Origin of the sequence: Sulfurovum iocasae (assembly GCF_047716765.1) — a bacterium.
GTDB lineage: Bacteria > Campylobacterota > Campylobacteria > Campylobacterales > Sulfurovaceae > Sulfurovum.
This window is the reverse complement of sequence record NZ_CP180410.1, coordinates 1,516,128-1,540,348: the sequence shown is the minus strand read 5'-3', so window position 1 is coordinate 1,540,348 and position 24,221 is coordinate 1,516,128. Positions and strand designations below refer to the sequence as shown.

Genomic DNA, 24,221 nt, shown 5'->3' with positions numbered 1-24,221 from the left:
AGGTTATAGGGGTCATTCCACATATAAAAAATCATACATACCATCAACTAGAACACACTATCCAACAAGAACCATAAAAAGTAATAACCAATGGTACAAAAACAGGATGAAAAAACTAGAAAAAGAAAATAGAGAACTAAAAAGAAAAAATAATCAATTATCAAAAGAAAATCATAGATTCAGAAAAAATAACAAGTGGTACAAAAAAAACTATCAACAAACAAGAGATATACAAAAAAAATACAGTAAACAAACAAATGCTGAATGGAGAAAAAAAGAGAGAATAAGAAATAATGCAAAAAGACATCTAAGAAGACAATTGAAGCTAGAAAAAAAAGAACCAATAAAAAAGTTTTCAGGAACAAAAACTTCTATGAAAAATGGAAAGACGACAACAACAAGATGGAAAAATGGGAATATAGTAGAAGAAACTATATCAGTTCAGTAAAACCTTGAAGCTATACGTGAATATATAAAAATAAATAAGTAACAGAAAAGGAATAAAGTGCCACAAAAAGAACTAAGGAACTCATTAAAAGCAAAACTATATGATTTAAAATATTCACCATTTTTAAGTTCATTTATAATTTCATGGATGGCTTGGAACTATAAAGCAGTACTTATCTCAAAAAACTAAGATACAGCCCCAACCTGCCCTTCTATACATCAATATCTCCAATAATTTCCTCTATTTGATTAATAACGATAGACATATGCCCATCATTGGGATAAACTTTTAGTATAGCACCTGAAATTTTTTCAATCATAGATTTTACCATAGATAGAGGTATTCCTTTGTCTAACGCACCATGCCAAAAATGGATATTTGGAAATTCAATATCTTCAAGTTTAAATCCCCAAGAATACTTTATGAGATCAAAGCCAGCATCATATGCAACACCTTTACTCCCTTGGACATAAGATTCACGAAATGCTTCCAGTAACATTTTTTTTATTGTTTCTTCTTCAAGTAGCTTTTTATCTACTTCTCCAAGTGTTGCAAAAATATTTTCTAAGAACTGGTCAGATTTAGATATGTTTTGACTTAGCCTGGCATACAAAAGCCAATAGGTAGGTCTTATAAGCCATGGGACTTTTTGTATAAAAGAGATAAAAATGCGAATTGCTTTATCTATATCATCATTTATAAACTCCATAGGTGCAGCTGAGGAAATGACATTACATGAGATGAGTCTATGAGGTATTTTATAGGCACAAGCTAACACATATTTAGCACCAGAAGAGATACCCAAAACTGAAAACTTCTCTATGTTTAAACTATCAGCCAGTTCTTCTACATCATCTACTATATCTAATACTTTACGATTTTCCTGAAAAGTAGAGAGCCCGATACCTGGTCTATCTAGCCCAATAAACCTTATCTTTGCTTCTAGCATTTGTTCATGAACAATTTTAACCTCTAAGCGTGAAGAGTTCAAGCCATGAAAATGAAATAGTGCTTTACCTTCCAGATCACCAACTTCTATGTATCCTAGTAGTCTTCCATCAGCTAGTTTTATAGTTTTGCTGTTTTCATCTAATAATTTACGCATTATGTCCCTTCCGATAAACAAACCCAACAATGCTGGAAGCAATTTCGTTAAACACAAACTCTATATACATTACAATCTAAGTACTTTTAACAAAACTATTATATTTTACTATTTTTGTTTATGCAAACTCTTGTCGCATCATATTTCGTTCTGGTTCTAGTATATATAACTTCTCATTACTGTTTTCCTCTATAGTATTCATATTCTTTTTTCGAGAGGGGATGGGCACAACCTATCTGTCCCTTTCTTGGTGCGGCTAATACAATGGATGCTGCAAGATTAACATCTCCTTTTCCTGCTGCTTCTTGTGCAGCTTTTTGTACATTGGAGGAGATCCATGAGATATCACCTTTTCTACAGTCTAAACCAGCTTGGCGACCTTTTAATACACCCTTGTCATTTGAACTTCTGAATGGCTGGGTACTGTAGTTAGCTTCAAGTGGAACCCTGTATGGCTTACCCTCAACAACTACAATACCTTTGTTATTTGGGTTGAATGTAGGTTGATCACTGCTACATCCCATAAATAATACTAACGCAAGACTGGATACCGCCGTAAATTTCCATTTTTCCATTTTCATTCCTATGTTTTAACTTGATAGTTTGATGATATCAGTTTTATTATTATAGAAAACATAATTTCAAGTTGTTACAGCTTCTACTTTTAATCTTAATTACATTACTATCTCACATTAAAATATAAGAGAGAAATAAATGAAAAAACTAGAGATAAATATTGAAGATACTTATTTTGAGAATATAGAGCGTCGTGCAGCAGATGAAGATTTAAGTGTTAGTGAATATATCATGAAACGTGTTTATATGAACTATAATAGTGACGAAGCAGTATCAAAGATCGATGCACTTATTGATAGAGCACTTGCTGAATCTGATGATAGTGCTGAGACCATAGGAAAAATAAAACAACTTGTTCAAGCAGCAGAAGACCTCCTGGATGAGGATGACTATGGTGATGGTGAAGATTATGATGACTAGGAGTCTATTGGACTCCTAAACAGCTATTCTAGCCACTTTAACACTTAAATCCAATAGCTGTTCTTTAAGAGTATTTCCTTCATCTCTTTTGCTGGCACAGGAGGACTGTAATAGTTTCCTTGTATATTTATGCAACCATTCTCGATCAAAAAGTCTCTTTGCGCTAACGTTTCTACACCTTCAGCGATAAGATCAAGTTTGAGACTTCCTGCGAGTGCAAGAATCGCTTTAACAATAGCAACATCTTCCTCATCCTTCGGAATATCCTTGATAAAGGATTGATCAATTTTGAGTCTATTGATCGGTAGACGTTTTAAGAGAGATAACGAAGAGTATCCTGTTCCGAAGTCATCGATTGAGACCCCTATACCCAGATTATTTATCTTCTCCAGTTTCTCAATGACTTCTTCAGGTTTTTTTAGCATCTGTCCCTCTGTGATCTCCAACTCCAACCACTTAGATTTAAAACCATATCTTTTCATATTCTCTTCAATTTTTTGGAAAAAATCTGTACTTTCTAATTGATTTGTAGAAATATTTAATGCAAGTACACCTGGTTTCAGCCCTGCTCCGTTCCATTTAGCAATTTGCTGCATGGCAGTTTCCATTACCCAATGATCAATCTCAACGATCATACCCGTCTCTTCTGCCAGTGGGATAAATGTGTTAGGTGCCAGAGTTCCCATAGTCGGATGTTCCCATCGTACCAAGGCTTCCAAGCCTACCAATCTATTGGTACAAGTGCTTATCTGTGGTTGATAATGAATTATAAACTCCCCATTATCGATAGCCTGCCGTAAACTGGTTTTCAAAGCCATGTGTTCCAAGGCAAATTCTGTCATATCAGATGAATAGAACTGGAAATTATTACGACCCTCTTCTTTTGCTTTATACATAGCTGTATCTGCATACTTAAGTAGATACTGAGCATCTGCCGCATCTTGGGGATAAAGACTGATACCAATACTTCCCGAAACATAGAGTATATAATCATCGATGTGCATAGGCTCTGCCAAGACTTCAAGAATTTTTTCTGCCAACAGCGATGCATCTTCGGGTTGTGTTAATTCTTCCATAATAACAGTGAACTCATCACCGCTTAAGCGAGCCAGGGTATCTTCTTTGCGAATAATACCTGCAAGACGTTTTGCCACTAATTTTAAAACACTGTCCCCTACTACATGACCCAGGGAATCATTAATATGTTTAAACTTGTCCAGATCAATAAAAAAGAGTCCCAATCCTACTTGATGACGTTTTGATTTTTCTATCCCTTGTTCCAACCTATCCTGAAACAGGACTCGGTTTGGTAGTCCTGTGAGTGCATCATGATGGGCCTGATAACGTAAAATATTTTTTTGTTCATACAGTGCATCTTCTGCTTTTTTACGTTGGGTATTATCTTTGTTGATACCTACAATTCCTGTTGGGTTTCCATTTTCATCTCTAAGTAATGACAGAGAAAAAGAGATGGGTATAAGCTCTTTAGATTTTTTGACAAGTGATAAATCTGCATTATAGACACCTGTTTTCATTAATGTACCTACATATTCTTGCAAAGATGGAATATCTTCTTCACGATAGAGTATTGCAATAGATTTTCCAATGACTTCATCTGCTTTATATCCAAATGTTTTTTCAGATCCTAAATTCCAACTCACTATATTACCTTGAAGATCCGTTGTGGTAACAGAGTCATTGATCTGTTCGATCATCTGTGACTGGTAGAAGTATTTGAGTTGCAACTCTTTTTCTTCTGTGATATCGGTATGGGTACCGATCATACGAATTTTTTTACCATTTCCATCATAGAGGATCTGTGCTCTGCCTAAGACCCAAACCCAATGCCCATTTTTATGTTTAAGCCGGTGGGTGTTTTCAAAATATTTTATTTTCTTTGATTGCTGTTTCCTAAGTAAAGATAAAACCTTTTTTTGATCATCCCGATGCACTCGATCTGCCCATGATGAGAGAGTATTTGGCAATTCTTTATCAGTATATCCGAGCATCTCTTTCCAACTGGGAGAAATATAGATACTATCATCAGTGAAATTCCAATCTAAAACAGATGTTTTACTCCCTGAAAGAGCCAATTCCATACGTTCTCTAAGCTGTTGGTTTAAGTGATTACTTTCTTTAAGAATTTTACCCTGTTCTTTCACTTCATCACTGGTAATATTAATGAGATGCGTCAATCCATTAATTGACGTAGAGTTGATATTTGTTTGTTTCTCTTTCTCTTTCTCTTCTGTAATATCTATATGGGTACCGATCATACGAATAGCTTTGCCATTCTCATCATATTGTGTCTTTCCTCTATCCAGGATCCATACCCAATGTCCATCTTTATGTTTTAATCGATGGATATTTTCATAATACTCTGTTTCTCCATTTACATTTTTATAGACATCTTCCCAAGTCCTCTCTACATCAGCAGGGTGAATACGATCAGACCAAGTTGATACTTCATTGATAAGCTCCACATCACGATATCCAAGCATCTCTTTCCAGCGAGGGCAGAAAAAGACAGTGTTATCAAGGATATTCCAATCCCAGATACCTTCATTTGTCCCTTTAAACGCCAATTCCATACGCTCTCTATGTTCTTTCTTTAACTGATTGCCTGCTTTGAGTGTTTTTGTCTGTTCTTGAACTTCTTTACTTGTCATATTTATAAGGCGTGTCAATGCATCAATAGAAGAACTATTTTCATCAAGCTGCTTTAGATGTGTATCCAAAGTTGTTTTACTTATAGCATCACTCTCACTTAATGAGACTAAAGTCATCGTTTGATTGAACAGTTCTTTTTTATCTGAGGTAAAAAATTCTCCATAGGTAAAAAAACCAGATACTGGAGCAATGGCTTGTAAAGGTAGGGTCTCAACTTCAATTTCATCACCCATAAAGTATTTACGTGTCGAACAAGAATAGACAAAGATAACTTCAGAAGGTTTTTGAGAAGTGGTATCTAGAATCTTTTTTGATTTTCTTAATACCTCTTTGCGGTCACCATAGCCAATTCGTACTTTTTCCCCTGTATATAAATTGCCTCCTACGATCAGTGATCCATCATCCTCTTTTGCTATACTTGTCCGTGAAACATTTGAACCGTTACGATTAACGATTAGGGGGAATTCTATCCCGATAGCAGGTAAACCTTTGGCGATATCTTCACCCAGATAATAGGCATACGTATCTACAGCACTTCTACCATCGATCGTATAAACACGATTACCCTCAGCTTTAGTGATAGTAAGTTCATTTCCTATGGAATGCCAGTTGAAGCTATAGTCCTCATGCACATGTAAATGTTTGCTATTCAGAGTAACCCCAACAGCACCATACTCAAAGATATGTTCTTTAGTAAAGACCAATGTATCTGTAAAGTTACCATTGTCTCCTGCATGTCCTCCTGCAATAACAACCTTATCATTAACGGAGTCAATACCACTTAAAAATTCTTCTCCATTGGTATGTAAACCATCTACAAATGCGATAAGTAATTTAGTATCTTCATCGATCAGCTCTTTTGCCAAATATTGACCACTGTAATATCCATCAACTTTATGTTCTATGGCTGCTGCTTTAAGTGTAGTATGTTCAAACTGGGTAAAACTCAAAACAACTTTACCCGATGTTACCTTTCCATCTATAATTTCACCATCAGTGGTAGTTCCTATGATCACAGCATCAGGCAAGAATTGGGTTAATTCTGACAGCAGAGTCGATATAAAGGTTTTCTCGTTAATAGAAGAAAAGACCTGTATTAAAAGTGATGAAGAGTTTTGAATTTTCTCGTCATTGATGAATGATTCTAATTTCTCTTTAGTTGTATAGTATGTATTGATACTTTTTATCATTTTATTTCTTTCATATATCCATGATAGTGATATAAAACACTAAACATTTATTATAACTAAAAACAAGGGTTAGTCTGATTTCACCTTTGTTGGTCTATATTTCCTAATAAAAAGATGACTCTTTTTATCTGTTACCCACGGGACAGTCTGCTTGTGTTACATCAAAACGAAATAACTCTACTTTACTGTTGGTAGAGATATAGATATAAGAGATATTGATCTGTGCATCTAAAAATCTTTTTGCAGATTGGCAGATACCTGTAGTTACAGCTTTTTGCATACGTGTTCTGTCTTCTTTTTTCACAGCTTCATCACTCTTGGCACCTGTATTTATCTCAAACGTATAGATGAGTGTGGTGTCTTTACCTTCTACTGTTGTAAGTGTTGTATATTTATCAACCGTCTGAGGTAACGTTTTTGAGATCTCTTCACTTGATAATTTTACTATCTTTCTGTTTTGTTTTTGCATCTCTTTATTGGGAAGATCTCTGGTTTGTATTTGTTGCCCTTCAGCAAAACTCCACTGGCTAAGCGTTAGTATGATGCCTAATGTTAATAATGATTTTTTCACGGGTTCTCCATTTAGAGGGTTTATTTATGTAATTTGATTGATATTATACATAACATTAAATTATTTATACTTACCAAGGTCAGTTCTTATAAATATTGGCTAAAATCCATATTTATTATCTATAAGGAAACAAGGTATGAACATATGGCAATATAAAGAGGAAAAAGAGACACATCTTTTAGTTAAATTATACAAAGAAGACCATGGTGAGGGAGAATTCTTGGGGGATTTGGATGAAGAGAGTATTAGAAAAATAATTTTAGAAATAAAACCTGATATTAATATTGACCAGGCATTTGGAACTCTGACTTATTTTGGCTTGTTACCTATTTTAGTTGTTAAATAACCTATATCAACTATGACACTTCATGCCATCATCATCGGAGAAAAAGCCAAAGAACCTTTGCATTATGTTGATAGTATTTATGCTGTACAGGGCAAAGGTTTAGAGGGTGATCGTTACTTCTATAAACAAGGCACTTTTAACAAACCTCAACTCTCACAGGATGTCAGAGAGATAAGCATACTCCCCCTATGAAGCACTTGAAGCATGTAATATACGATTAAACTCTTCTCTGGACTTTCTTGACCTGCGTAGAAATCTTATCATTAAAGATTTTGATCCTTTACTTTTAGAAGATAAGGTATTTACCATTGGTACAGCACAATTCAGTATAGTACGTACCTGCCCTCCCTGCCGTTATCTCTCCAGACTTTTGGATAAAGACATGATGACAGGACTAAAGTACATAGGTGGATACAGAGCTGTTATCATTCAAAGCGGTCTTTTAGAGGTAGGAGATACGTTAAGATTTTAACTTTCAGGTAGAAACCACCCTCTCTTAAACAGTACAAATATATAAATCTACATAAAAAACTACACACATACTGCACACATTCTACCTAATATGGGGCAAGAATATTTACTCTTTAATGAGTAGAAAAGGATTTATGATGACACATACATTAATGAATTTACCCTTTGATGAAAATGCTTTGGAACCTTATATCTCCAAAGAGACATTAGAGTATCACCATGGCAAACATCATGCTGGGTATATTAACAACCTAAATAAATTAATTGAAGGTACAAGGTATGAAGATGTGAACCTTGCAGAGATCGTTGTGACTTCAGAGGGAGGCATCTTTAACAATGCTGCACAAGTTTATAACCATAACTTTTATTTTAAGGGGATGAAGAGTGAAATAACTACACCTTCGAAACAGTTAGTAGACTTGCTGAATAGAGATTTTGGTTCTATGGAAGCATTTAAAGAGATCTTCCTTAAAACAGCAGCTGGTCTGTTCGGTGCTGGTTGGGTATGGTTGAGCGTTGACGGGTCAGGATCTTTGGTTCTCGAATCATTTTCCAATGCAGGCAACCCTCTTCTTTCTGCGCATACACCATTACTGACATGTGATGTTTGGGAACATGCCTATTATATAGACTACAGAAATGCAAGGCCTGAATACCTTGAAAAATGGTGGGGACTTATCAATTGGGATTTTGTTTCACAAAACCTTGAGTTCTTTTTCGAGTCTCGACATGGCTTTATAGATCCTTGTAACGAGAACAGTGATCTATGTGACTATGTAGACAGCGTAGAACGAACTGAACATTCCAACACTTAAAGGAGAATGAAATGCAAGAGAGAAAATCAAGAAGAAGTTTTTTTAAATACATGTCTGTACTGGGTCTGGCTAGTTTTTACTCTGTACCCTTATATGCAAAAACAGCAAAAGAGGTTGTTAAATATCAGGCAACACCTAAAGATGGTCAAACATGTAAATCCTGTCTACACTTCATCCCTGAAACAAATGAGTGTAAAACCGTTGAAGGAAGCATTGAACCGGAGGGCTGGTGTAATATCTACTTTAAACATCCAAACTATAAAGGGTAAAAAGTAAAAGTTGAGGATAATAATAGCAATCACTAAATACTCTCTTAAAAGGAGGATGTAGTTGAGTTATTGTAGTTTTGTGGTTTATTATGCTGGCAGGATCACCTGGACCAAGAAGGAGTCTTTATGAAAGAGATGAAAATCCCATTTCAGGCAACGATCTCACAGTCACCCGTCTCTCTTCCTAGATACAGGGAAGAAGAATATACCGATACTCAGAGTATTTCTATTCTCATAGGAGGCGCTGCAGGTACGGGGATAAAGACACTGGAGAAGCTTTTAAGTGATGCGTTCAGGAGAAGCGGTTATTTTGTATTTTCTACCAGCGAGTATATGTCCAGAGTACGTGGGGGCAGCAATACAACACTGCTTCGTATATCCAATAGACCTATACAGGCACCCTGTTGGTATGTAGATCTGTTCATAGCACTTGATGCAGAAGCTCTATCACATGTCCAAGAGCGGCTTACAGACCGGACCATTGTCCTGGCTGATGAAAGCGTTACAGATGCGCAGATAGATATCACAGTTATGCCCATGATGAAAACCGCTAAAAAACTTGGAAATACACGTTATGCTAATAGTTATGTCGCAGGTATACTGTTTGGTATGCTGGCACTTAACTCTGTTATGTTATTGCAAAGTGTAGTGATTTTGTTTGGAAAGCAGAATCAAGAAGAGAATGAAGCATCGGTACAGGAAGGAATTCTCTATAGCAAGAGTCTGAAAAAACTGCCTCTGCCAAAACTCCCTGAACCTATACAAAACCTCATTAACTCTTTTCATCTGATAGATGGCTCTTCAGCGTCCGGATTTGGTTTTTTAGCAGGAGGATGCAATATGATAACAGCATATCCTATGTCTCCATCTACGGGTGTATTGAACTTTATGGCTTCGATGTCTGAAGACTTTACCCTACTGGTTGAACAGAGTGAAGATGAGATCGCATCACTCAATATGGTACTGGGTGGGTGGTTAGGCGGAGCACGTGCTATGACCTCCACTTCCGGGGGTGGATTTGCCTTGATGAGTGAAGCCATCAGTCTTTCAGGTATGAGTGAAACCCCTGCCGTCATTTACCTGGCTCAACGTCCCGGACCAGCCACTGGACTGCCTACACGAAGTGAACAGGGAGACCTCGATCTCGCCATACACAGCGGACATGGATATTTCGGACGTATCGTTCTGGCACCGGGAAGTCTACAGGAGTGTATAGACTATGGATATCTTGCTTTTGAACTGGCAGACAGGTACCAAATGCCGGTTATTGTACTTAGTGATCAATATCTGGCAGACACTGTGGGTATGTTGGGCAAAGTTGATTTTTCTGCTTATGAACAGCGACGCTATATCCAGCCTACTGATGCATCGTATAAGCGCTACGAAGTCAACAACAGCGGTATCACTCCTCGGGGTATTCCTGGTCTTGGAACAGGGATTGTAGTTTCTACAAGTGATGAACATGATGAACGTGGTCAGATCACAGAAAGTTACCAAGTACGTGAAAAGATGGTAGAGAAACGAAAAAAGAAGATCGAACTTGTTACTTCTGAAGCCTATGCCCCTGAAGTATTGGGTCAAGGAAGCATTGGTATCATAGGATGGGGTTCAACCAAAGGTGCTATCATGGAAGCACTTAAGGGACTGGATGATCCTCGTCTTTTTCAGCTACATTTTGCCTGGGTGCATCCACTCGATCCACAGAGCCTTGAGATACTTAAACAAACCGAGACAAATATTGTCATTGAGAATAATGTTACGGGAGCGTTTGCCGATATTTTGAAAAGTCATGGTATTAAGATCGATCATCGTATTCTTCAAGCAAATGGTTTTGCATTTTTTTCAGACCTTTTGAGAGAAAAACTATTTAAAGTCATAAAGGAGTTATCATGAACCATCCGCTTGATAGACTTGATATAGACAATGCCTGGTGTAAGGGATGTGGGAACTTCGGGATTTTGAAACTGCTCAAAGAAGTACTGACCGAACTTGAGATCGAGGCTAAACAGACAGTCATCGTCTCAGGTATCGGGCAAGCTGCTAAAACACCCTACTACATAAATACGCATATGTTTTGTGGTCTTCATGGACGGGCACTTCCCGTAGCCACGACACTTAAGGTTTCCAACCCTGAACTCACTGTCATTGCCGAAGGGGGTGACGGAGATATGTACGGTGAAGGAGGCAATCATTTTTTACATACTGTCAGACGAAATCCTGATATCGTCCATATCGTACACAACAACATGGTGTATGGTCTTACCAAAGGACAAGCCTCTCCCACAAGTCAAAAAGGCTTTCAAACCCCCGTACAGGTAAAAGGTGTAACAAACGAACCCTTTAACCCCATCTCCGTTGCTTTGGCACTAAAGGCCGGATTTGTATCACGGGTGAATATCGGTAATTATGCCCATGCCAAAACGGTACTCAAAGAGGCGTTTCTACACAAGGGATATGCCTTGGTAGACATTTTTCAGCCCTGTGTGGTCTTTAACAAAGTGAATACCTATAAATGGTTCAAATCCAATACCTATGAGCTGGAGAGCACTTATGACAGCAGTAATCTCTCTTCTGCGATGCAAAAGGCACTGGAAAATGACCCGATCCCGATCGGTATTTTTTATCAGGCTGAGTCTGTTACTTTTGAAGAATATTTCAGAAAAGATGAAAAAGAAGCACTTTTCAGCCTCTCTCATAACCTTGGAAAACTGCAAGAAAGATTTGAGCTGTATTGAGCAGATATGAGGTCATATTTTTACTACACATGCACTACACACACTCTACCTAATATGAAGAAAAAGATGCATACCTCTAAAAGGAGGAAAAATTATGGCAACAGAAGAGATAGACAAAATAGTATCGGGTGATTATAAACTTGGTTTTGAGGTCGATATAGAGACTGACACCATTCCTCCCGGATTAGATGAAGATACCATTCGTTTTATTTCAAATAAGAAAAATGAACCTGAGTGGATGTTAGAGCTGAGACTTAAAGCTTTAGTCAAATGGCAGAAGATGATAGAACCGAAATGGGCACATATAGAGTATGATCCTATAGACTATCAAGCCATCTCTTACTTCTCTGCACCAAAAGTAGCACCGGACAGTCTTGATGAAGTAGATCCTAAGATACTTGAAGCCTATAAAAAGCTGGGTATTCCACTGGAGGAACAAAAACAGCTTCAGGGTATCGCTGTGGATGCTGTTTTTGATTCTGTGTCAGTAAAAACCACCTACTCTGAAGAACTTAACAAACATGGCATTATCTTCTGTTCCATTTCAGAAGCTATACAAGACCATTCTGAACTCATCAAAAAGTACATGTTCTCTGTCGTACCGATGAATGACAACTACTTCGCTGCACTCAATTCAGCTGTATTTACTGATGGTACATTCGTCTATATTCCTAAAGGTGTACGCTGTCCTATGGAACTGAGTACCTACTTTAGGATCAATGCACTTAATACGGGACAGTTTGAACGTACCCTCATTGTAGCCGATGAAGGATCTTATGTCTCCTATAATGAAGGCTGTTCTGCCCCGACAAGAGATGAGCATCAACTTCACGCTGCGGTGGTAGAGCTTATCACTATGAAAGACGCGGAGATCAAATACTCTACCATACAGAACTGGTACCCCGGTGATGAAACAGGTAAAGGGGGTATCTATAACTTCGTGACCAAAAGAGGCATCTGTAAAGGGGATAACTCTAAAATCTCATGGACGCAAGTGGAAACTGGTTCAGCCATCACATGGAAATATCCTTCTTGTATACTCAAGGGCGACAACTCTGTAGGCGAGTTCTACTCAGTAGCTGTCACTACCCTTGCGCAGCAGGCAGACACAGGTACAAAAATGATACATATCGGTAAAAATACAAGTTCTACCATCATCTCTAAAGGTATCTCTGCGATGAAAGGACAGAATACTTACAGAGGTCTTGTCAAGATCGCTGCTTCGGCTGTGGGTGCAAGAAACTACTCTGAGTGTGACTCTTTGCTCATAGGATCTAACTGCGGGGCACATACTTTCCCTTATTTGGAGACAAAAGACAATGTAGGACAAGTTGAACATGAAGCCACGACATCAAAAATATCTGATGAGCAACTCTTTTACTTACGTCAAAGAGGTGTTAACGAAGAAGATGCCGTAAGCATGATAGTGCATGGTTTTTGTAAACAAGTCTTTAGCCAACTCCCTATGGAGTATGCTGTGGAAGCCAAAGCATTATTAGAATTAACATTAGAAGGAAGTGTAGGATGATAACATTAGATATAAAAGATCTTCATGCGAAGATAGGAGACAAAGAGATACTCAAAGGCTTAACCCTGCAACTTGAAGCAGGAAAAGTACATGCTATTATGGGACCAAACGGTGCAGGTAAATCTACACTTTCCAAAGCTATTGTAGGTCACTATGATATTGAGATCACGGCAGGAGACATTCTGTATAAAGGCAAGAGTATTATAGAGATGGAAGCAGAAGAGAGAGCCTTGGAAGGTATCTTTTTGAGCTTTCAGCATCCTGTAGAAATACCGGGAGTCAACAATGCCTACTTCTTGAGGACTGCACTGAATGCAAAACGCAAGCATGAAGGCAAAGAAGAACTCAATGCCGCAGAATTCTTACGAGAAATGAAAGGCCACCTTGAAGCACTGGGCATGAAATCAGACATGATAAGCCGTTCACTTAATGAAGGCTTTTCCGGTGGGGAAAAGAAGCGAAACGAAATACTCCAAATGCTTATACTTGAACCTGAAGTTATTATCTTGGATGAAATAGACTCAGGGTTGGACATCGATGCACTTAGAGCCGTCTCAGAAGGTATTAACAAGATGAAAGACGGTAAACGTACCTTTTTAGTCATCACACACTACTCTCGTATACTTGACTACATAGAGCCAGACTATATCCATGTACTTAAAGAGGGTAAAGTCATCAAAACAGCAGGTGTAGAGCTTGTAGCCAAACTTGAAGCCGATGGCTATGACGGCATCGTAGAGGAATAATCCATGAAAACTCCTATACGATTAGAAAACTTACGTGATGCCTCTTTGGAAACAATGGCAGAATATTTTAAAGTTGATGTTTCAAATGCCGTATTGAAAAGGTTCCATACACTGGGACTGCCCAATAAAAAGTCTGAGAGTTACCGTTATTTTCCTATGGAATCTCTACTCTCAACAGAGTATGAAGCACTGGATTTTGCGCCGCTGGAAGTACACCAAAAAGAGACACTTGAAATTCTTGATGGGCAAGTCATTAGTATACCGCCTTATGTAAGAGTATACTATACACATTATGATGCGATAGATATGGAACATTATGATCCTATGTATTATTTGGGACATTTACTCAACCCACGTGTTATCATGATAGAGATAGACGGTGACAGGTCCATAGAGCTTATACACCGCTTCACAAAACCCAATGCACTCATACACTATAGACTTGTCATCAAAAACCAGGCTAACAGACATACAACGCTGTATGAAAGTTTTGAATCTACGAATGCTCAAGGTTCTTTGGTACTGTATGGCTATGACATGGTAGTAGCACCCGACTCTACCTTGCGTGTGATAAAAAACCAAAATATACAAAATGAAGCCTATGCCTGTGTGAGTTCTCACCACTATGAGGTAAGCAAACAAGCCAACCTTGTGCTGCAATCGTTTGACTTTGGCAATACGGCTGCCTTAGATCTGTTTAAAGTAGAGTTAGATACCTATGCAACTTTGGATGCAGGACATTTATTATACCTTTTAGGAAAGACACGAAGGGGTATTGTCTCTCAGATCATCCATAAGGGTGAACACTCTATCTCCAAACAAGAAGCTAAAAGCATTTTGGAAGATGATGCCAGAGGTATCTTTGATGCACTCATACGCGTAGAACACTCTGCCATACACAGTAAAACAGTGCAAAATTCCAAAGCTGTTTTACTGGGTGAGCATTGTTATATGATCTCCAAGCCCCAACTGGAGATTTACATAGACGAACTTGAAGCTTCACATGGGGCAACTACGGGACAGCTGGATGGCAAACAACTCTTTTACCTGCGTTCACGGGGGATCAGTGAGAAAGAAGCAAAAAAAATGCTTATCATTGCTTTTGCCAATACGCTTATAGACCATATCAAAGATGCACGCTACCAGGAAAAGGTGCAAAAAAGTTTTGAAGAAACATTTTACAGCCACACAAAGGAGAATACATGACCATGGAAGAAACAGTAGCGCAATACAAAGAAGACTTCGAGCTCTTCCCTACTGCCAATGATAAGATAGAATACATTTTTGACTTAGGTAAAAAACACAGCACTCTTCCTGATGAAGAAAAAAATGATGCTACCTTCGTTCAAGGCTGTGCCTCTGCTGCATGGCTTGTGGGTGAATGTGTTGAAGGTAAACTACTTTTACGCGGAGAAGGTACTTCAGAGATGGCAAAAGGTATGCTAACCCTTTTACTGGATATCTTTGGAAACCGTACTGCAGATGAGATACTGGCCTTTGACCCGGCCAAACTACATGACATGGGGATAGTAGAACTCCTTTCCCCTGTTCGTCAACAGAGTTTAGAAGCCTTTTTAAAAATGGTGTATAGCTATGCACAAAAATGTAAAGAACAATAATAGGGGTCTGATACCGATGATATACAAAGTGTATCGTCGGTGTCTAACTCCCCAAAGGAAAATAAAATGGATATAAATAACATTAAAATAGACGACGTTCCTACCACAACAGAAGAATTAAAAGCGTATGAAGAAAAGTTTAGCAAACCTACGCAAAAAAGCATCGATGAAAAGATGACAGCCGAAAAGAAGGCTTTTATAGATAAACAACCTTCAGATACTGAGATGGAAGAAAAAATAGTTGAACACCTTAAACTGATCTATGATCCGGAACTTCCAGTCAATATCTACGACCTTGGACTCATTTATGAAATAAAATGTTGGACAAATGATGTCTCCATGCTCAAAATGTGTAAAATCACCATGACTCTGACTTCTGCTACATGTTCGTTTTCTAATGTGATTGTAGATTTGGTAAAAAGTATCGTCTCAAGACAAAGTGGTTTGGAAAACATAGATGTAGATATCGTTTTTGATCCGCCTTGGGGACAAGACAGTATGAGTGATGAAGCAAAACTTGCGATGGGGTTACTGTAAAAGCAGGTTTTCTTGCCGTATCTCATAAGATCTTTATCACAGATCTCCCAAACATTTTTTTTCCATCTCGTCCGAAGGCATTGGTTTACAATAGTAATACCCCTGTAGATTCTCACATCCACACTCTACAAGAAAGTCTCTTTGATCATCCGTCTCTACACCTTCTGCAATAAGTTCAAGATCAAGACTCTTTGCAAGTGCAATAATTGCTTTTACAATAGCAACATCCTCTTTATCATTAGGGATACCTTTAACAAAAGACTGGTCAATTTTGAGTTTATCAACAGGTAATCGTTTTAAATATGCCAATGAAGAGTATCCGGTACCAAAATCATCGATCACGATCTTGATACCCATCTGACTGATCAGCTCAAGCTTGGTGATGGCTTCTTCAGGGTTTATCATCACTTGTCCCTCAGTAATCTCCAACTCCAACCACTCTGGCTTAAAACCAATATCTGACATATTCTCTTGAAGTATCTCGATAAAATCATTACTCCTTAATTCTCTCATTGAAAGGTTAATTGCAAGCACACCAGGCTCTAATCCTTCTTGATACCATTTAGTAACCTGCTTCATTGCTGTCTTCATTACCCATCTATCTATATCAACGATCAGACCTGTCTCTTCGGCTAAAGTAATAAATTTCATAGGTGATACCAATCCCAAGGCAGGATGCTGCCAACGTATCAAAGCCTCCACACCTGTCAGTTTCCCGGAATTAGCATCTACTTGTGATTGATAATAAAGTATAAATTCCTCGTTTTTCAGAGCCTGACGCAGGTTAGTCTCCATAACAACACGTTCCAATGCCAATGCAGTCATTTCAGAGGAGTAGAACTGAAAATTATTTCGTCCTTCCTCTTTTGCTTTATACATAGCGGCATCAGCATATTTGATCAGATTATTTGCATTTATATCATCCTGTGGATAGAGACTGATACCAATACTGCAGGAGATGTAGAGTGTATGACCTTCAATATGAACGGGTTGTCTTAAGACCTCCAGGATCTTTTGGGCTAAGTGTGATACATCTTGTATTTCTATCATATCTTCTATAATAATAGTGAATTCATCACCCCCTAGACGAGCCAGAGTGTCTTCTTTGCGAATTTTAGCTTTTAATCGCTCTGTTACTGCTATAAGCATTTTATCACCAACTTGATGACCTAAAGAGTCATTTATCTGTTTAAAATGGTCAAGGTCAATAAAAAAGAGTGCGATATCTGTTTTATGCCGTTTTGCCTGCTCGATCCCATGTTCCAGTCTATCATTGAAAAGAACACGATTAGGCAAACCTGTCAGAGCATCATGATGAGCCTGATCAAATAAAATATCTTTTTGCTTTTTTATCTCATAGGTTTTTGTTGCTATATCTGTTTCAAGCTGTTTGGTGTATTGCTCTTCTTTTGCATGCATTTTTTGGATCAATACATAGATAATAAGTAAGAAAATAATATACAGGAGGATGGCACTAATAAGGGTTTCTGTGAAGTCAGAGTACATTGCAGCAAAAAATTCACGCTCTTTGATCTTTATATTTAACAATCCCCGTATCTCTCCGAGCTTATAATCATATGCATTTTTATACTTGTCACGGATACTTTGGATGGCATCCTCACGTTTACCATGGCAGCGAAGACAAGATTGTTGGATCAACAGAGGTTTTGTATAATAATATACATCCTCTTTTTGTATAAATTTGTCTGTTGTTTCAGGGTTGTTTTTAAAATACTGGATCATCTCCAATTCAAAATCATTTGCCATATTGTCTGGATTTCGCGGACGGTCTGACACGGTACGTATAACTACATCACCTTGAACGCTTGATGAAAAACGATTACTTATTTCTGAAATGGTCTTGACAGGAAGCAAATTGATCGTATTCTCATCAACTTCGATATGATAAAGGAGGAAAAAATCTTGATAAGTTTGACGAAAAGCAGAGATAAATTCTGAAAGGGATCGACTCTCATTTAGGACAATAAGTTTCTGAGTTTCTTGAATTCGATGGTATTCATCATAGGTTTTATAGCCTATCGCTACAAAGAGTAAAAGTGCAAACAGTATGAAGGATTTCATATTTCGCATAATGTTTCACTCTCCTATCATCGTATATTTTAGAGACTAATATTATTTTACCATATTTTACTTAACAATAATAATTCATTTGTTATTATTATAATTTAGTCTATAAGGAAGCTCTAGATATCCTTATTTAATATTCAAAGCAATGATCTGCAAACCTTCAAAGCAATGATCTGCAAAGGTTTTCTGCTTTGAATACGCAAAAAAGTATTAACTGATTTATCTATCGTAAATTGAAGTGTCTCCTTTTTCCCATCAGGACAAGCCGATTTATCAAGAAAATGGTCAAAATGATCTGAGAGTACTTCAACCCTAAAGTGAATATCATCTTTTATCTTAATCTCGACGTGATACTTACCCTCTTTTAGAAGCCCTAGAGGGATAAAATAGCCTTTAGCTGAAGGCAGAGCAAAGTGTGAAAGACTCTCTGGTTTCCACTCTCCATTATCTGGCATCCACAATTCACACTCTTTTTTCATATGGTTTAAGAGACTAAAGAACTCTTCTGTATCACCCTTGGAAAGATTTGTATCACCTGCATAGCGTCTTATATGGCTGTTTGCTGCTTTACTCCCCGTATCAAAACTCAGTCTTCCGCTACATTCACCCTCATGACACTTTGCACAGAGGGTGTTAAAGATCACTGCTATTTTTGTACTGCTGTCTTCCACTTTTTGTGCTGAGGAAAGATGCAGAGGAAAAGTAGCAAAGAGCATCCATAACCATAAATATTTTGTAATTTTCATAATAGCACCTACCTTTTTTGGAAATGTATCTATTTTTTATTATAACGCTTTTTCTAAGAAAATATATCAGGTTTTATCCAAAATTTAAAAATAGAAAATTTTGTAATAGACTGTTTTGAATAATGAAACAAGTTTAGTATGACGTTAAGTAGCATATTGATTCATAAATTTAGACAAATTTTACGCAATCTCTATCTTTTTATAAATGTTTACGCTATAATGCCAAACTTTTCTGCAAGAGAGTATCAAACTCCTTATTTAGATACATGAGATGTATCTCCTTTTTTCCACGCATTGACGTGTGATAGTTTGGTATCAGTTGCATAAAACAGGGTTTAATATAACCGCTTGTAACTTTAGAACCGTTCTATCGCCAAGACTGTATCACCCCACTATATTACTATAAAGAAAAATACAAATATGAAATTTACTGATTTTAACCTCAAAGAGACTATTCAAGCTGCTGTAACAGAAGCAGGATTTACAGAACCGAGCCCAGTACAAAAAGACGCTATACCTTTAGTTTTAGAAGGTCACGACATCATTGCACAGGCACAAACAGGTACAGGTAAAACTGCTGCCTTTGGTCTTCCTATCATGAGTATGATGAAAGCAGATGGTTCCGTAGAAGGACTTGTTATCGTTCCTACACGTGAGCTTGCAATGCAAGTAAGTGATGAGCTTTTCCGTTTTGGTAAACTCTCAGGTCTTAAAACAGCTACTGTTTATGGTGGTACACCGTATGGTAAGCAGATAGACCGTATCAAACAAGCTTCTATCGTGGTTGCCACTCCAGGTAGGCTTCAAGACCTTCTTATGTCTGGCAAGATAAAGATCAACCCTAAGTTTGTTGTACTTGATGAAGCAGATGAGATGCTTGACATGGGCTTCCTCGACGAGATCAAAAATATCTTTACTTTCCTTCCAAAAGAGCGTCAAACATTGATGTTCTCCGCGACGATGCCAAAAGGTATCAGAAAACTGGCAGAACAGATCTTAAATAACCCTAAAACTGTTTCTATCACTAAGGCTGAGAGTACAAACCCCAACATTACCCAACACTACTATGTGGTACAAGAGAGAGAAAGAGACGATGCACTTGTCAGGCTTATAGACTACAAAAACCCTGCAAAATGTATCATCTTTTGTCGTATGAAAAAAGAGGTAGATAGACTTGTAGCACACATGACAGCACAAGGCTTCAAAGTAAGTGGACTTCATGGAGACATGGAGCAAAAGCAAAGAGAAGTAACGATACGTGCATTTAAACAAGGTGGGATTGACATCTTTATCGCTACAGATGTTGCAGCTCGTGGCCTTGATGTAAATGATGTAACACACGTTTTTAACTACCATATCCCTTTTGACTCTGAGTCTTATGTTCACCGTATCGGTCGTACCGGTAGAGCTGGAAAGAAAGGTGAAGCGATCACACTCGTAAGTCCAAATGAGCTTAGAACCATCAAGCGTATCGAAAAAGATGTAGGTACAAAAATGGTCACTCAAGTCATCCCTACACGTATGGAAGTACAAAATAACCGTGCGGATGAACTTATCGCTAAAATTGCCGATACAAAAGTGACTGAAAATGCTATTAACCTTGTTAAAACACTCCAGCATGACTTGGACATCGTGACTATCGCGCATCTTCTTGCTTCTTTGGTACAAGAAGAGAGTTTTGTAAAAGGTAAAGACAACATTGGTCTTGGTCTTGAAGAGGTAGAGCTTCTTATAGAAAGAGCGATGCAAAACCGTGGTGGCGGAGGTGGTGGTGGCCGTAACCGTGGTCGTGGTGGTTACCGTGGCAACAGAAGTGGTGGAGGCGGTGGTGGTCGTAGTAGACATGGTCGTAACGGACGTTCTGGTGGTCGCAGCGGAGGTGGACGTGACAGCCGTAACGCTGGTCAGGGTAGCAGAAGCTAAACCTTATTCATCCACATCAATCATCCCCAGGTTAAGCCTGGGGATGACAAAATATTCTACTCTTTAAACTTACTTCCCCAACCCAAACACATTTGAAAGCGTATTGATATAATTAAAATATCCTGTGATAGCAACGGCTTCAGGGATCTGTGCTTCACTGTAACCTGCTTCTTTTATGGCATCGACATCATCTTGCATCATTTTATGGCTGTCTTTTTGGGAAGACCTGATACAAAATCTTAAAAGTGCTTTTTCGCCCTCCTCGCAGTGTATGGCATCCACACCTTTGAGTACCTCTTCTACTTGCTCTTCACTCATACCAAGCATCTTGGCAATGTTCTTATGGACATCCACACACATTTTGCATCCATTATCGATAGAGATAAGTAACGCAATGCGCTCTTTTGTGCTGTAAGGAAGCAGTGTTTCCTTAAGTAAATAGGACTGAACCATGTTATCTGTAGCATTATAGATATCTTTGTTGAGTGCGATAAGTTCAAAGATCTCCCCTAGCTTACCTGTCTTTTCTAAAATCTCTTTTGCTTTAACTTGGATCTCTGGATCCATCTCTTCAAGTGAACAAAGTTTGATATATGCCATTGTTTATCCTTTTTATAAATAATTATAGATAAAAATTATATCTAGCTAAACTTTGAATATCACCTATCTTTTGCTATGATGGAGTATCAAAGGATTTCCATGGGCTATTATCTTCTACTGATACAACTTCTTTTTGCTTTGGTGGGACTCTTCCTTTTTTGGCAGAGTGTGGGATACTTTCGTCGAATGTGGCGATATAAAAGACTCAAAGCCATGCCTTTTCCTAAATCATATGAATCCATACTTCAAGAGATACACCAATACAAAGTTCTATCATCTTTGCATAAAGAGAAGATCCACCTTTTGATCCTGATCTTTATAGATCAAAAAGAGTTTGTAGGAGCAAAGATGACCATCAATGATGAGATTAGAGTTATCATTGCATTTTATGCCTGTTTGATGAGACTTGGCTTTGAACTGGGGGAGAAAGATCATGTCAGTACAGTCATTGTCTATCCTGAGCACTTTCTTGTCAATAACGGTCATACAAGCGGTGGCATTTACCATGATGAAATATCTGTTTTGGAAGGTCAGTCCGCTAACGGCACTGTTGTGATCTCATGGCAGGATATAAAACATGACATAGCACAGCAACAAAAAGATAATGTCATCATCCATGAGTTTGCCCATGAGTTGGATTTTGAAGATGGTTTTGCTGATGGCACACCTATTTTGGAAGGTTCACGCTATAAAATGTGGTCTGAAGTCTTCTCAACAGCCTTTGATACATTAAAAGAGCAATTAAATAATGGAGATATATCTGAAAGATCTGTACTTTTAGGCTCTTATGCATTAAAGAATGAAGCAGAGTTTTTTGCTGTATGCAGTGAACGATTTTTTGAAACACCACAGGTATTCAAAACATATTTTCCTAATATCTATCAAGAACTTAAACTCTTTTACAAACTTGATACCAAACAGTTATTTAAAGATGTGTTAAAGACTTGATCTCATCTGCATAGATCATCTCTTTTTCTACCAATCTATCAGAAAGAGCAACGATCTCTTTTTGATGCGTTTTAAAGAGTTTTAACATCTCTTGCTCTTTTTCAGTAATGATCTTTCGTACTTCATCATCGATCAACTTTGCAGTTGACTCACTGAAATCTTTTGCCATCGCCATCTCACGCCCCAAAAAGACTTGTTCTTCACCTTTTTGATAATAGACCGGTCCAATTAGATCACTCATACCCCAGTGGCTTACCATATGTGTTGCCAAATTTGTTGCTTCTTTAAGGTCAGAGGCAGCACCGGATGAGAGATCACCCAGCAGGGTTAACTCGGCAACCCTGCCTCCAAGCATGACCCCTATCTTATCGAGCAGATATGCCTGAGGAAAATTTTTAATGTCTTTTATCGGTAACTGTTCTGTCATACCCAGTGCCTGTCCTCTGGGGATGATACTGACCTTTTCTATGGGATCGGCATGCTCTAAAAGAAGTGCGGCCAGAACATGACCACTCTCATGGATAGCCACTCTTTTTTTATCTTCTTCATCCAAAACAAACTCCTGCTCCACACCCATAATGATACGATCACGGGCATAGAGGAAATCATTTTGTGAAACTTCTTCCTGGTTTTCTCTGGCAGCATGCATCGCTGCTTCATTGACCAGGTTTGCCAGGTCGGCACCAGAGAAACCAATACACATTTTAGCTATCTTTTCCAGATCGACACTGTTATCCACACGCACTTTTCGGGTATGAATATGCAAGATCTTTACCCTTGCATGCACATCGGGCAGGCTCAGTGTTATTTTACGATCAAATCTTCCCGGTCTTAACAGTGCAAAGTCCAATACATCAGGGCGGTTGGTGGCTGCAAGAACCACAACCTGTTCATCTGTCTCAAAACCATCCATTTCTGCCAAGATCTGATTGAGGGTTTGTTCTTTCTCATCATGACCGCCACCGATCCCTGCTCCTCTGGCTCGTCCTACAGAGTCGATCTCATCGATAAAGATGATAGCAGGTGCTTCACTTTTCGCCTTTTTAAACAGATCACGTACCCTTGCTGCACCTACGCCTACGAACATCTCTACAAATTCGGAACCACTGATAGAGAAGAAAGGTACCTCTGCCTCCCCTGCTACAGCTTTTGCCAAAAGTGTTTTACCTGTACCGGGAGAGCCCATCAGAAGAATACCTCTGGGGATCTTTGCACCTATCCTTTCATATTTCTCAGGATTTTTTAGAAAATCAACCACTTCATAAAGCTCTATTTTTGCATTTTCAACACCAGCTACATCATCAAAAGTAACAGAGATCTTTTTTTTGTCATATTGTTTCGCAGAGGAGCGCATAAAATCAAATGGACCTCCACCCATCCCGCCTAATTGCTTTTTGATACGATTTGTACCATAAAGCATAAATCCTAAAAAGAAGAAAAGCGGCAGCAACAAAATGAACATAAGCCAAAAATTTGACTCTTTTTGAGACTTGACATGAATATCAACCTGGTTTTTTTCCAGTAAAGCTAAAAAATCTTTATCTTCAAAAGGAGGAAGTGTTGTCTTCAAATAGGTTGGTTTACTACTCATTTCTACTTTTACAGATGCAGTGACCTGGTCTTTATTTATCCATATCTCTTTTATAGTATTTTGTTCCATCTTGTTTTTGAACTGGTTATAAGAGAGTGTTTGTCTCTCTCCTTGTGAGGTAAGATAAGAGAAGAGTTCAAGTCCAAGCATTGTAATAATAATAACGATCGCTATATGGGTGAAAGGGTTTAACTTTTTAGTGGTGTTTGGCTCTTTTTTCATTTTACATCCTTTAGGAAGGGATAGAATTGTCCTATTGTACCAAAATATAATTTATTG

Annotated in this window: 25 protein-coding genes; 17 read left to right on the top strand and 8 right to left on the bottom strand. The window is 38.1% G+C overall.

Annotation, left to right across the window (positions count from 1 at the left end; translation table 11 throughout):
- Positions 1 to 106: 106 nt before the first annotated feature.
- Positions 107 to 448, top strand: coding sequence for a hypothetical protein (locus ACLHDG_RS07525; RefSeq protein WP_415405573.1), 342 nt, complete (start codon positions 107 to 109; stop codon positions 446 to 448).
- A gap of 57 nt (positions 449 to 505) precedes the next feature.
- On the top strand, positions 506 to 637 hold the full coding sequence (locus ACLHDG_RS07520; protein ID WP_415405572.1) for a hypothetical protein: 132 nt from the start codon (positions 506 to 508) through the stop codon (positions 635 to 637).
- 22 nt (positions 638 to 659) lie between these two features.
- Here the strand turns inward: ACLHDG_RS07520 and ACLHDG_RS07515 are convergent, their stop codons facing one another.
- Positions 660 to 1,553: an alpha/beta fold hydrolase gene (locus ACLHDG_RS07515; protein ID WP_415405571.1), complete on the bottom strand. Its 894-nt coding sequence runs from the start codon at positions 1,551 to 1,553 to the stop codon at positions 660 to 662.
- 176 nt (positions 1,554 to 1,729) lie between these two features.
- Complete coding sequence (locus ACLHDG_RS07510) at positions 1,730 to 2,128, bottom strand: hypothetical protein (RefSeq protein ID WP_415405570.1); 399 nt, start codon at positions 2,126 to 2,128, stop codon at positions 1,730 to 1,732.
- A 139-nt stretch (positions 2,129 to 2,267) separates the two neighbouring features.
- Between ACLHDG_RS07510 and ACLHDG_RS07505 the strand changes: the two genes are divergently transcribed.
- Positions 2,268 to 2,549 (top strand): hypothetical protein, encoded by a 282-nt coding sequence (locus tag ACLHDG_RS07505; RefSeq protein WP_415405569.1) that lies wholly within the window; start codon positions 2,268 to 2,270, stop codon positions 2,547 to 2,549.
- A gap of 44 nt (positions 2,550 to 2,593) precedes the next feature.
- Here ACLHDG_RS07505 and ACLHDG_RS07500 read toward each other — a convergent pair whose 3' ends face one another.
- Together ACLHDG_RS07500 and ACLHDG_RS07495 are read right to left on the bottom strand one after the other, a co-directional pair.
- Complete coding sequence (locus ACLHDG_RS07500) at positions 2,594 to 6,409, bottom strand: EAL domain-containing protein (protein ID WP_415405568.1); 3,816 nt, start codon at positions 6,407 to 6,409, stop codon at positions 2,594 to 2,596.
- A gap of 124 nt (positions 6,410 to 6,533) precedes the next feature.
- Positions 6,534 to 6,980: a hypothetical protein gene (locus ACLHDG_RS07495; RefSeq protein ID WP_415405567.1), complete on the bottom strand. Its 447-nt coding sequence runs from the start codon at positions 6,978 to 6,980 to the stop codon at positions 6,534 to 6,536.
- A gap of 136 nt (positions 6,981 to 7,116) precedes the next feature.
- Between ACLHDG_RS07495 and ACLHDG_RS07490 the strand changes: the two genes are divergently transcribed.
- The 12 genes from ACLHDG_RS07490 to ACLHDG_RS07435 all read left to right on the top strand — a co-directional run bounded on the left by ACLHDG_RS07490 (position 7,117) and on the right by ACLHDG_RS07435 (position 16,046).
- Positions 7,117 to 7,326 carry a hypothetical protein gene (locus tag ACLHDG_RS07490; RefSeq protein WP_415405566.1) on the top strand — a complete coding sequence of 70 codons (210 nt, stop codon included), beginning with the start codon at positions 7,117 to 7,119 and terminating at the stop codon, positions 7,324 to 7,326.
- Positions 7,327 to 7,338: 12 nt separating this feature from the next.
- The gene (locus ACLHDG_RS07485) at positions 7,339 to 7,518 is read left to right on the top strand and encodes a hypothetical protein (protein ID WP_415405565.1); all 180 of its coding nucleotides are present in this window, start codon (positions 7,339 to 7,341) and stop codon (positions 7,516 to 7,518) included.
- Between the two features lie 19 nt (positions 7,519 to 7,537).
- Positions 7,538 to 7,798, top strand: coding sequence for an MOSC domain-containing protein (locus ACLHDG_RS07480; RefSeq protein WP_415408334.1), 261 nt, complete (start codon positions 7,538 to 7,540; stop codon positions 7,796 to 7,798).
- Positions 7,799 to 7,934: 136 nt separating this feature from the next.
- Positions 7,935 to 8,612 carry a superoxide dismutase gene (locus ACLHDG_RS07475; RefSeq protein WP_415405564.1) on the top strand — a complete coding sequence of 226 codons (678 nt, stop codon included), beginning with the start codon at positions 7,935 to 7,937 and terminating at the stop codon, positions 8,610 to 8,612.
- An 11-nt stretch (positions 8,613 to 8,623) separates the two neighbouring features.
- Positions 8,624 to 8,881, top strand: a complete 258-nt coding sequence (locus tag ACLHDG_RS07470) for a high-potential iron-sulfur protein (RefSeq protein ID WP_415405563.1) — start codon at positions 8,624 to 8,626, stop codon at positions 8,879 to 8,881.
- 126 nt (positions 8,882 to 9,007) lie between these two features.
- Positions 9,008 to 10,774, top strand: a complete 1,767-nt coding sequence (locus ACLHDG_RS07465) for a 2-oxoacid:acceptor oxidoreductase subunit alpha (protein ID WP_415405562.1) — start codon at positions 9,008 to 9,010, stop codon at positions 10,772 to 10,774.
- Complete coding sequence (locus tag ACLHDG_RS07460; RefSeq protein WP_415405561.1) at positions 10,771 to 11,616, top strand: thiamine pyrophosphate-dependent enzyme; 846 nt, start codon at positions 10,771 to 10,773, stop codon at positions 11,614 to 11,616. The genes ACLHDG_RS07465 and ACLHDG_RS07460 overlap by 4 nt, the downstream gene beginning before the upstream one ends.
- A gap of 94 nt (positions 11,617 to 11,710) precedes the next feature.
- A complete protein-coding gene (gene sufB, locus ACLHDG_RS07455) occupies positions 11,711 to 13,144 on the top strand; it encodes a Fe-S cluster assembly protein SufB (RefSeq protein ID WP_415405560.1) in 1,434 nt (477 codons plus the stop codon).
- On the top strand, positions 13,141 to 13,890 hold the full coding sequence (sufC, locus tag ACLHDG_RS07450; RefSeq protein WP_415405559.1) for a Fe-S cluster assembly ATPase SufC: 750 nt from the start codon (positions 13,141 to 13,143) through the stop codon (positions 13,888 to 13,890). The genes sufB and sufC overlap by 4 nt, the downstream gene beginning before the upstream one ends.
- Before the next feature lie 3 nt (positions 13,891 to 13,893).
- On the top strand, positions 13,894 to 15,096 hold the full coding sequence (locus tag ACLHDG_RS07445; protein ID WP_415405558.1) for a SufD family Fe-S cluster assembly protein: 1,203 nt from the start codon (positions 13,894 to 13,896) through the stop codon (positions 15,094 to 15,096).
- Positions 15,093 to 15,509 (top strand): SufE family protein, encoded by a 417-nt coding sequence (locus tag ACLHDG_RS07440; protein WP_415405557.1) that lies wholly within the window; start codon positions 15,093 to 15,095, stop codon positions 15,507 to 15,509. The genes ACLHDG_RS07445 and ACLHDG_RS07440 overlap by 4 nt, the downstream gene beginning before the upstream one ends.
- A gap of 66 nt (positions 15,510 to 15,575) precedes the next feature.
- On the top strand, positions 15,576 to 16,046 hold the full coding sequence (locus ACLHDG_RS07435; RefSeq protein WP_415405556.1) for a metal-sulfur cluster assembly factor: 471 nt from the start codon (positions 15,576 to 15,578) through the stop codon (positions 16,044 to 16,046).
- A 36-nt stretch (positions 16,047 to 16,082) separates the two neighbouring features.
- On the opposite strand, the gene ACLHDG_RS07430 is transcribed toward ACLHDG_RS07435, so the two are convergent.
- The gene (locus ACLHDG_RS07430; protein ID WP_415405555.1) at positions 16,083 to 18,137 is read right to left on the bottom strand and encodes an EAL domain-containing protein; all 2,055 of its coding nucleotides are present in this window, start codon (positions 18,135 to 18,137) and stop codon (positions 16,083 to 16,085) included.
- 134 nt (positions 18,138 to 18,271) lie between these two features.
- Positions 18,272 to 18,880, bottom strand: coding sequence for a hypothetical protein (locus ACLHDG_RS07425; RefSeq protein ID WP_415405554.1), 609 nt, complete (start codon positions 18,878 to 18,880; stop codon positions 18,272 to 18,274).
- A 420-nt stretch (positions 18,881 to 19,300) separates the two neighbouring features.
- On the opposite strand from ACLHDG_RS07425, the gene ACLHDG_RS07420 reads away from it, so the two are divergent.
- The gene (locus ACLHDG_RS07420; protein WP_415405553.1) at positions 19,301 to 20,803 is read left to right on the top strand and encodes a DEAD/DEAH box helicase; all 1,503 of its coding nucleotides are present in this window, start codon (positions 19,301 to 19,303) and stop codon (positions 20,801 to 20,803) included.
- A 69-nt stretch (positions 20,804 to 20,872) separates the two neighbouring features.
- Here ACLHDG_RS07420 and ACLHDG_RS07415 read toward each other — a convergent pair whose 3' ends face one another.
- Positions 20,873 to 21,403: a carboxymuconolactone decarboxylase family protein gene (locus ACLHDG_RS07415; protein ID WP_415405552.1), complete on the bottom strand. Its 531-nt coding sequence runs from the start codon at positions 21,401 to 21,403 to the stop codon at positions 20,873 to 20,875.
- 99 nt (positions 21,404 to 21,502) lie between these two features.
- Here ACLHDG_RS07415 and ACLHDG_RS07410 point away from each other — a divergent pair, with 99 nt between their 5' ends.
- On the top strand, positions 21,503 to 22,351 hold the full coding sequence (locus tag ACLHDG_RS07410) for a zinc-dependent peptidase (RefSeq protein WP_415405551.1): 849 nt from the start codon (positions 21,503 to 21,505) through the stop codon (positions 22,349 to 22,351).
- On the opposite strand, the gene ftsH is transcribed toward ACLHDG_RS07410, so the two are convergent.
- On the bottom strand, positions 22,329 to 24,164 hold the full coding sequence (gene ftsH / locus ACLHDG_RS07405) for an ATP-dependent zinc metalloprotease FtsH (RefSeq protein ID WP_415405550.1): 1,836 nt from the start codon (positions 24,162 to 24,164) through the stop codon (positions 22,329 to 22,331). The two genes, ACLHDG_RS07410 and ftsH, sit on opposite strands and share 23 nt — an antisense overlap.
- Positions 24,165 to 24,221: the final 57 nt, after the last annotated feature.

What these genes read in the sequence shown, in the direction of transcription:
- ACLHDG_RS07445 (WP_415405558.1), top strand. Translation starts at nt 13,894, where the DNA reads ATGAAAACTCCTATACGATTAGAAAACTTACGTGATGCCTCTTTGGAA.
- ACLHDG_RS07425 (WP_415405554.1), bottom strand. Translation starts at nt 18,880, where the DNA reads ATGAAAATTACAAAATATTTATGGTTATGGATGCTCTTTGCTACTTTT.
- sufB (WP_415405560.1), top strand. Translation starts at nt 11,711, where the DNA reads ATGGCAACAGAAGAGATAGACAAAATAGTATCGGGTGATTATAAACTT.
- ACLHDG_RS07485 (WP_415405565.1), top strand. Translation starts at nt 7,339, where the DNA reads ATGACACTTCATGCCATCATCATCGGAGAAAAAGCCAAAGAACCTTTG.
- ACLHDG_RS07420 (WP_415405553.1), top strand. Translation starts at nt 19,301, where the DNA reads ATGAAATTTACTGATTTTAACCTCAAAGAGACTATTCAAGCTGCTGTA.
- ACLHDG_RS07410 (WP_415405551.1), top strand. Translation starts at nt 21,503, where the DNA reads ATGGGCTATTATCTTCTACTGATACAACTTCTTTTTGCTTTGGTGGGA.
- ACLHDG_RS07500 (WP_415405568.1), bottom strand. Translation starts at nt 6,409, where the DNA reads ATGATAAAAAGTATCAATACATACTATACAACTAAAGAGAAATTAGAA.
- ACLHDG_RS07470 (WP_415405563.1), top strand. Translation starts at nt 8,624, where the DNA reads ATGCAAGAGAGAAAATCAAGAAGAAGTTTTTTTAAATACATGTCTGTA.
- ACLHDG_RS07430 (WP_415405555.1), bottom strand. Translation starts at nt 18,137, where the DNA reads ATGCGAAATATGAAATCCTTCATACTGTTTGCACTTTTACTCTTTGTA.
- ACLHDG_RS07415 (WP_415405552.1), bottom strand. Translation starts at nt 21,403, where the DNA reads ATGGCATATATCAAACTTTGTTCACTTGAAGAGATGGATCCAGAGATC.
- ACLHDG_RS07440 (WP_415405557.1), top strand. Translation starts at nt 15,093, where the DNA reads ATGACCATGGAAGAAACAGTAGCGCAATACAAAGAAGACTTCGAGCTC.
- ACLHDG_RS07490 (WP_415405566.1), top strand. Translation starts at nt 7,117, where the DNA reads ATGAACATATGGCAATATAAAGAGGAAAAAGAGACACATCTTTTAGTT.
- ftsH (WP_415405550.1), bottom strand. Translation starts at nt 24,164, where the DNA reads ATGAAAAAAGAGCCAAACACCACTAAAAAGTTAAACCCTTTCACCCAT.
- ACLHDG_RS07475 (WP_415405564.1), top strand. Translation starts at nt 7,935, where the DNA reads ATGACACATACATTAATGAATTTACCCTTTGATGAAAATGCTTTGGAA.
- sufC (WP_415405559.1), top strand. Translation starts at nt 13,141, where the DNA reads ATGATAACATTAGATATAAAAGATCTTCATGCGAAGATAGGAGACAAA.
- ACLHDG_RS07525 (WP_415405573.1), top strand. Translation starts at nt 107, where the DNA reads ATGAAAAAACTAGAAAAAGAAAATAGAGAACTAAAAAGAAAAAATAAT.
- ACLHDG_RS07460 (WP_415405561.1), top strand. Translation starts at nt 10,771, where the DNA reads ATGAACCATCCGCTTGATAGACTTGATATAGACAATGCCTGGTGTAAG.
- ACLHDG_RS07510 (WP_415405570.1), bottom strand. Translation starts at nt 2,128, where the DNA reads ATGGAAAAATGGAAATTTACGGCGGTATCCAGTCTTGCGTTAGTATTA.
- ACLHDG_RS07435 (WP_415405556.1), top strand. Translation starts at nt 15,576, where the DNA reads ATGGATATAAATAACATTAAAATAGACGACGTTCCTACCACAACAGAA.
- ACLHDG_RS07515 (WP_415405571.1), bottom strand. Translation starts at nt 1,553, where the DNA reads ATGCGTAAATTATTAGATGAAAACAGCAAAACTATAAAACTAGCTGAT.
- ACLHDG_RS07465 (WP_415405562.1), top strand. Translation starts at nt 9,008, where the DNA reads ATGAAAGAGATGAAAATCCCATTTCAGGCAACGATCTCACAGTCACCC.
- ACLHDG_RS07505 (WP_415405569.1), top strand. Translation starts at nt 2,268, where the DNA reads ATGAAAAAACTAGAGATAAATATTGAAGATACTTATTTTGAGAATATA.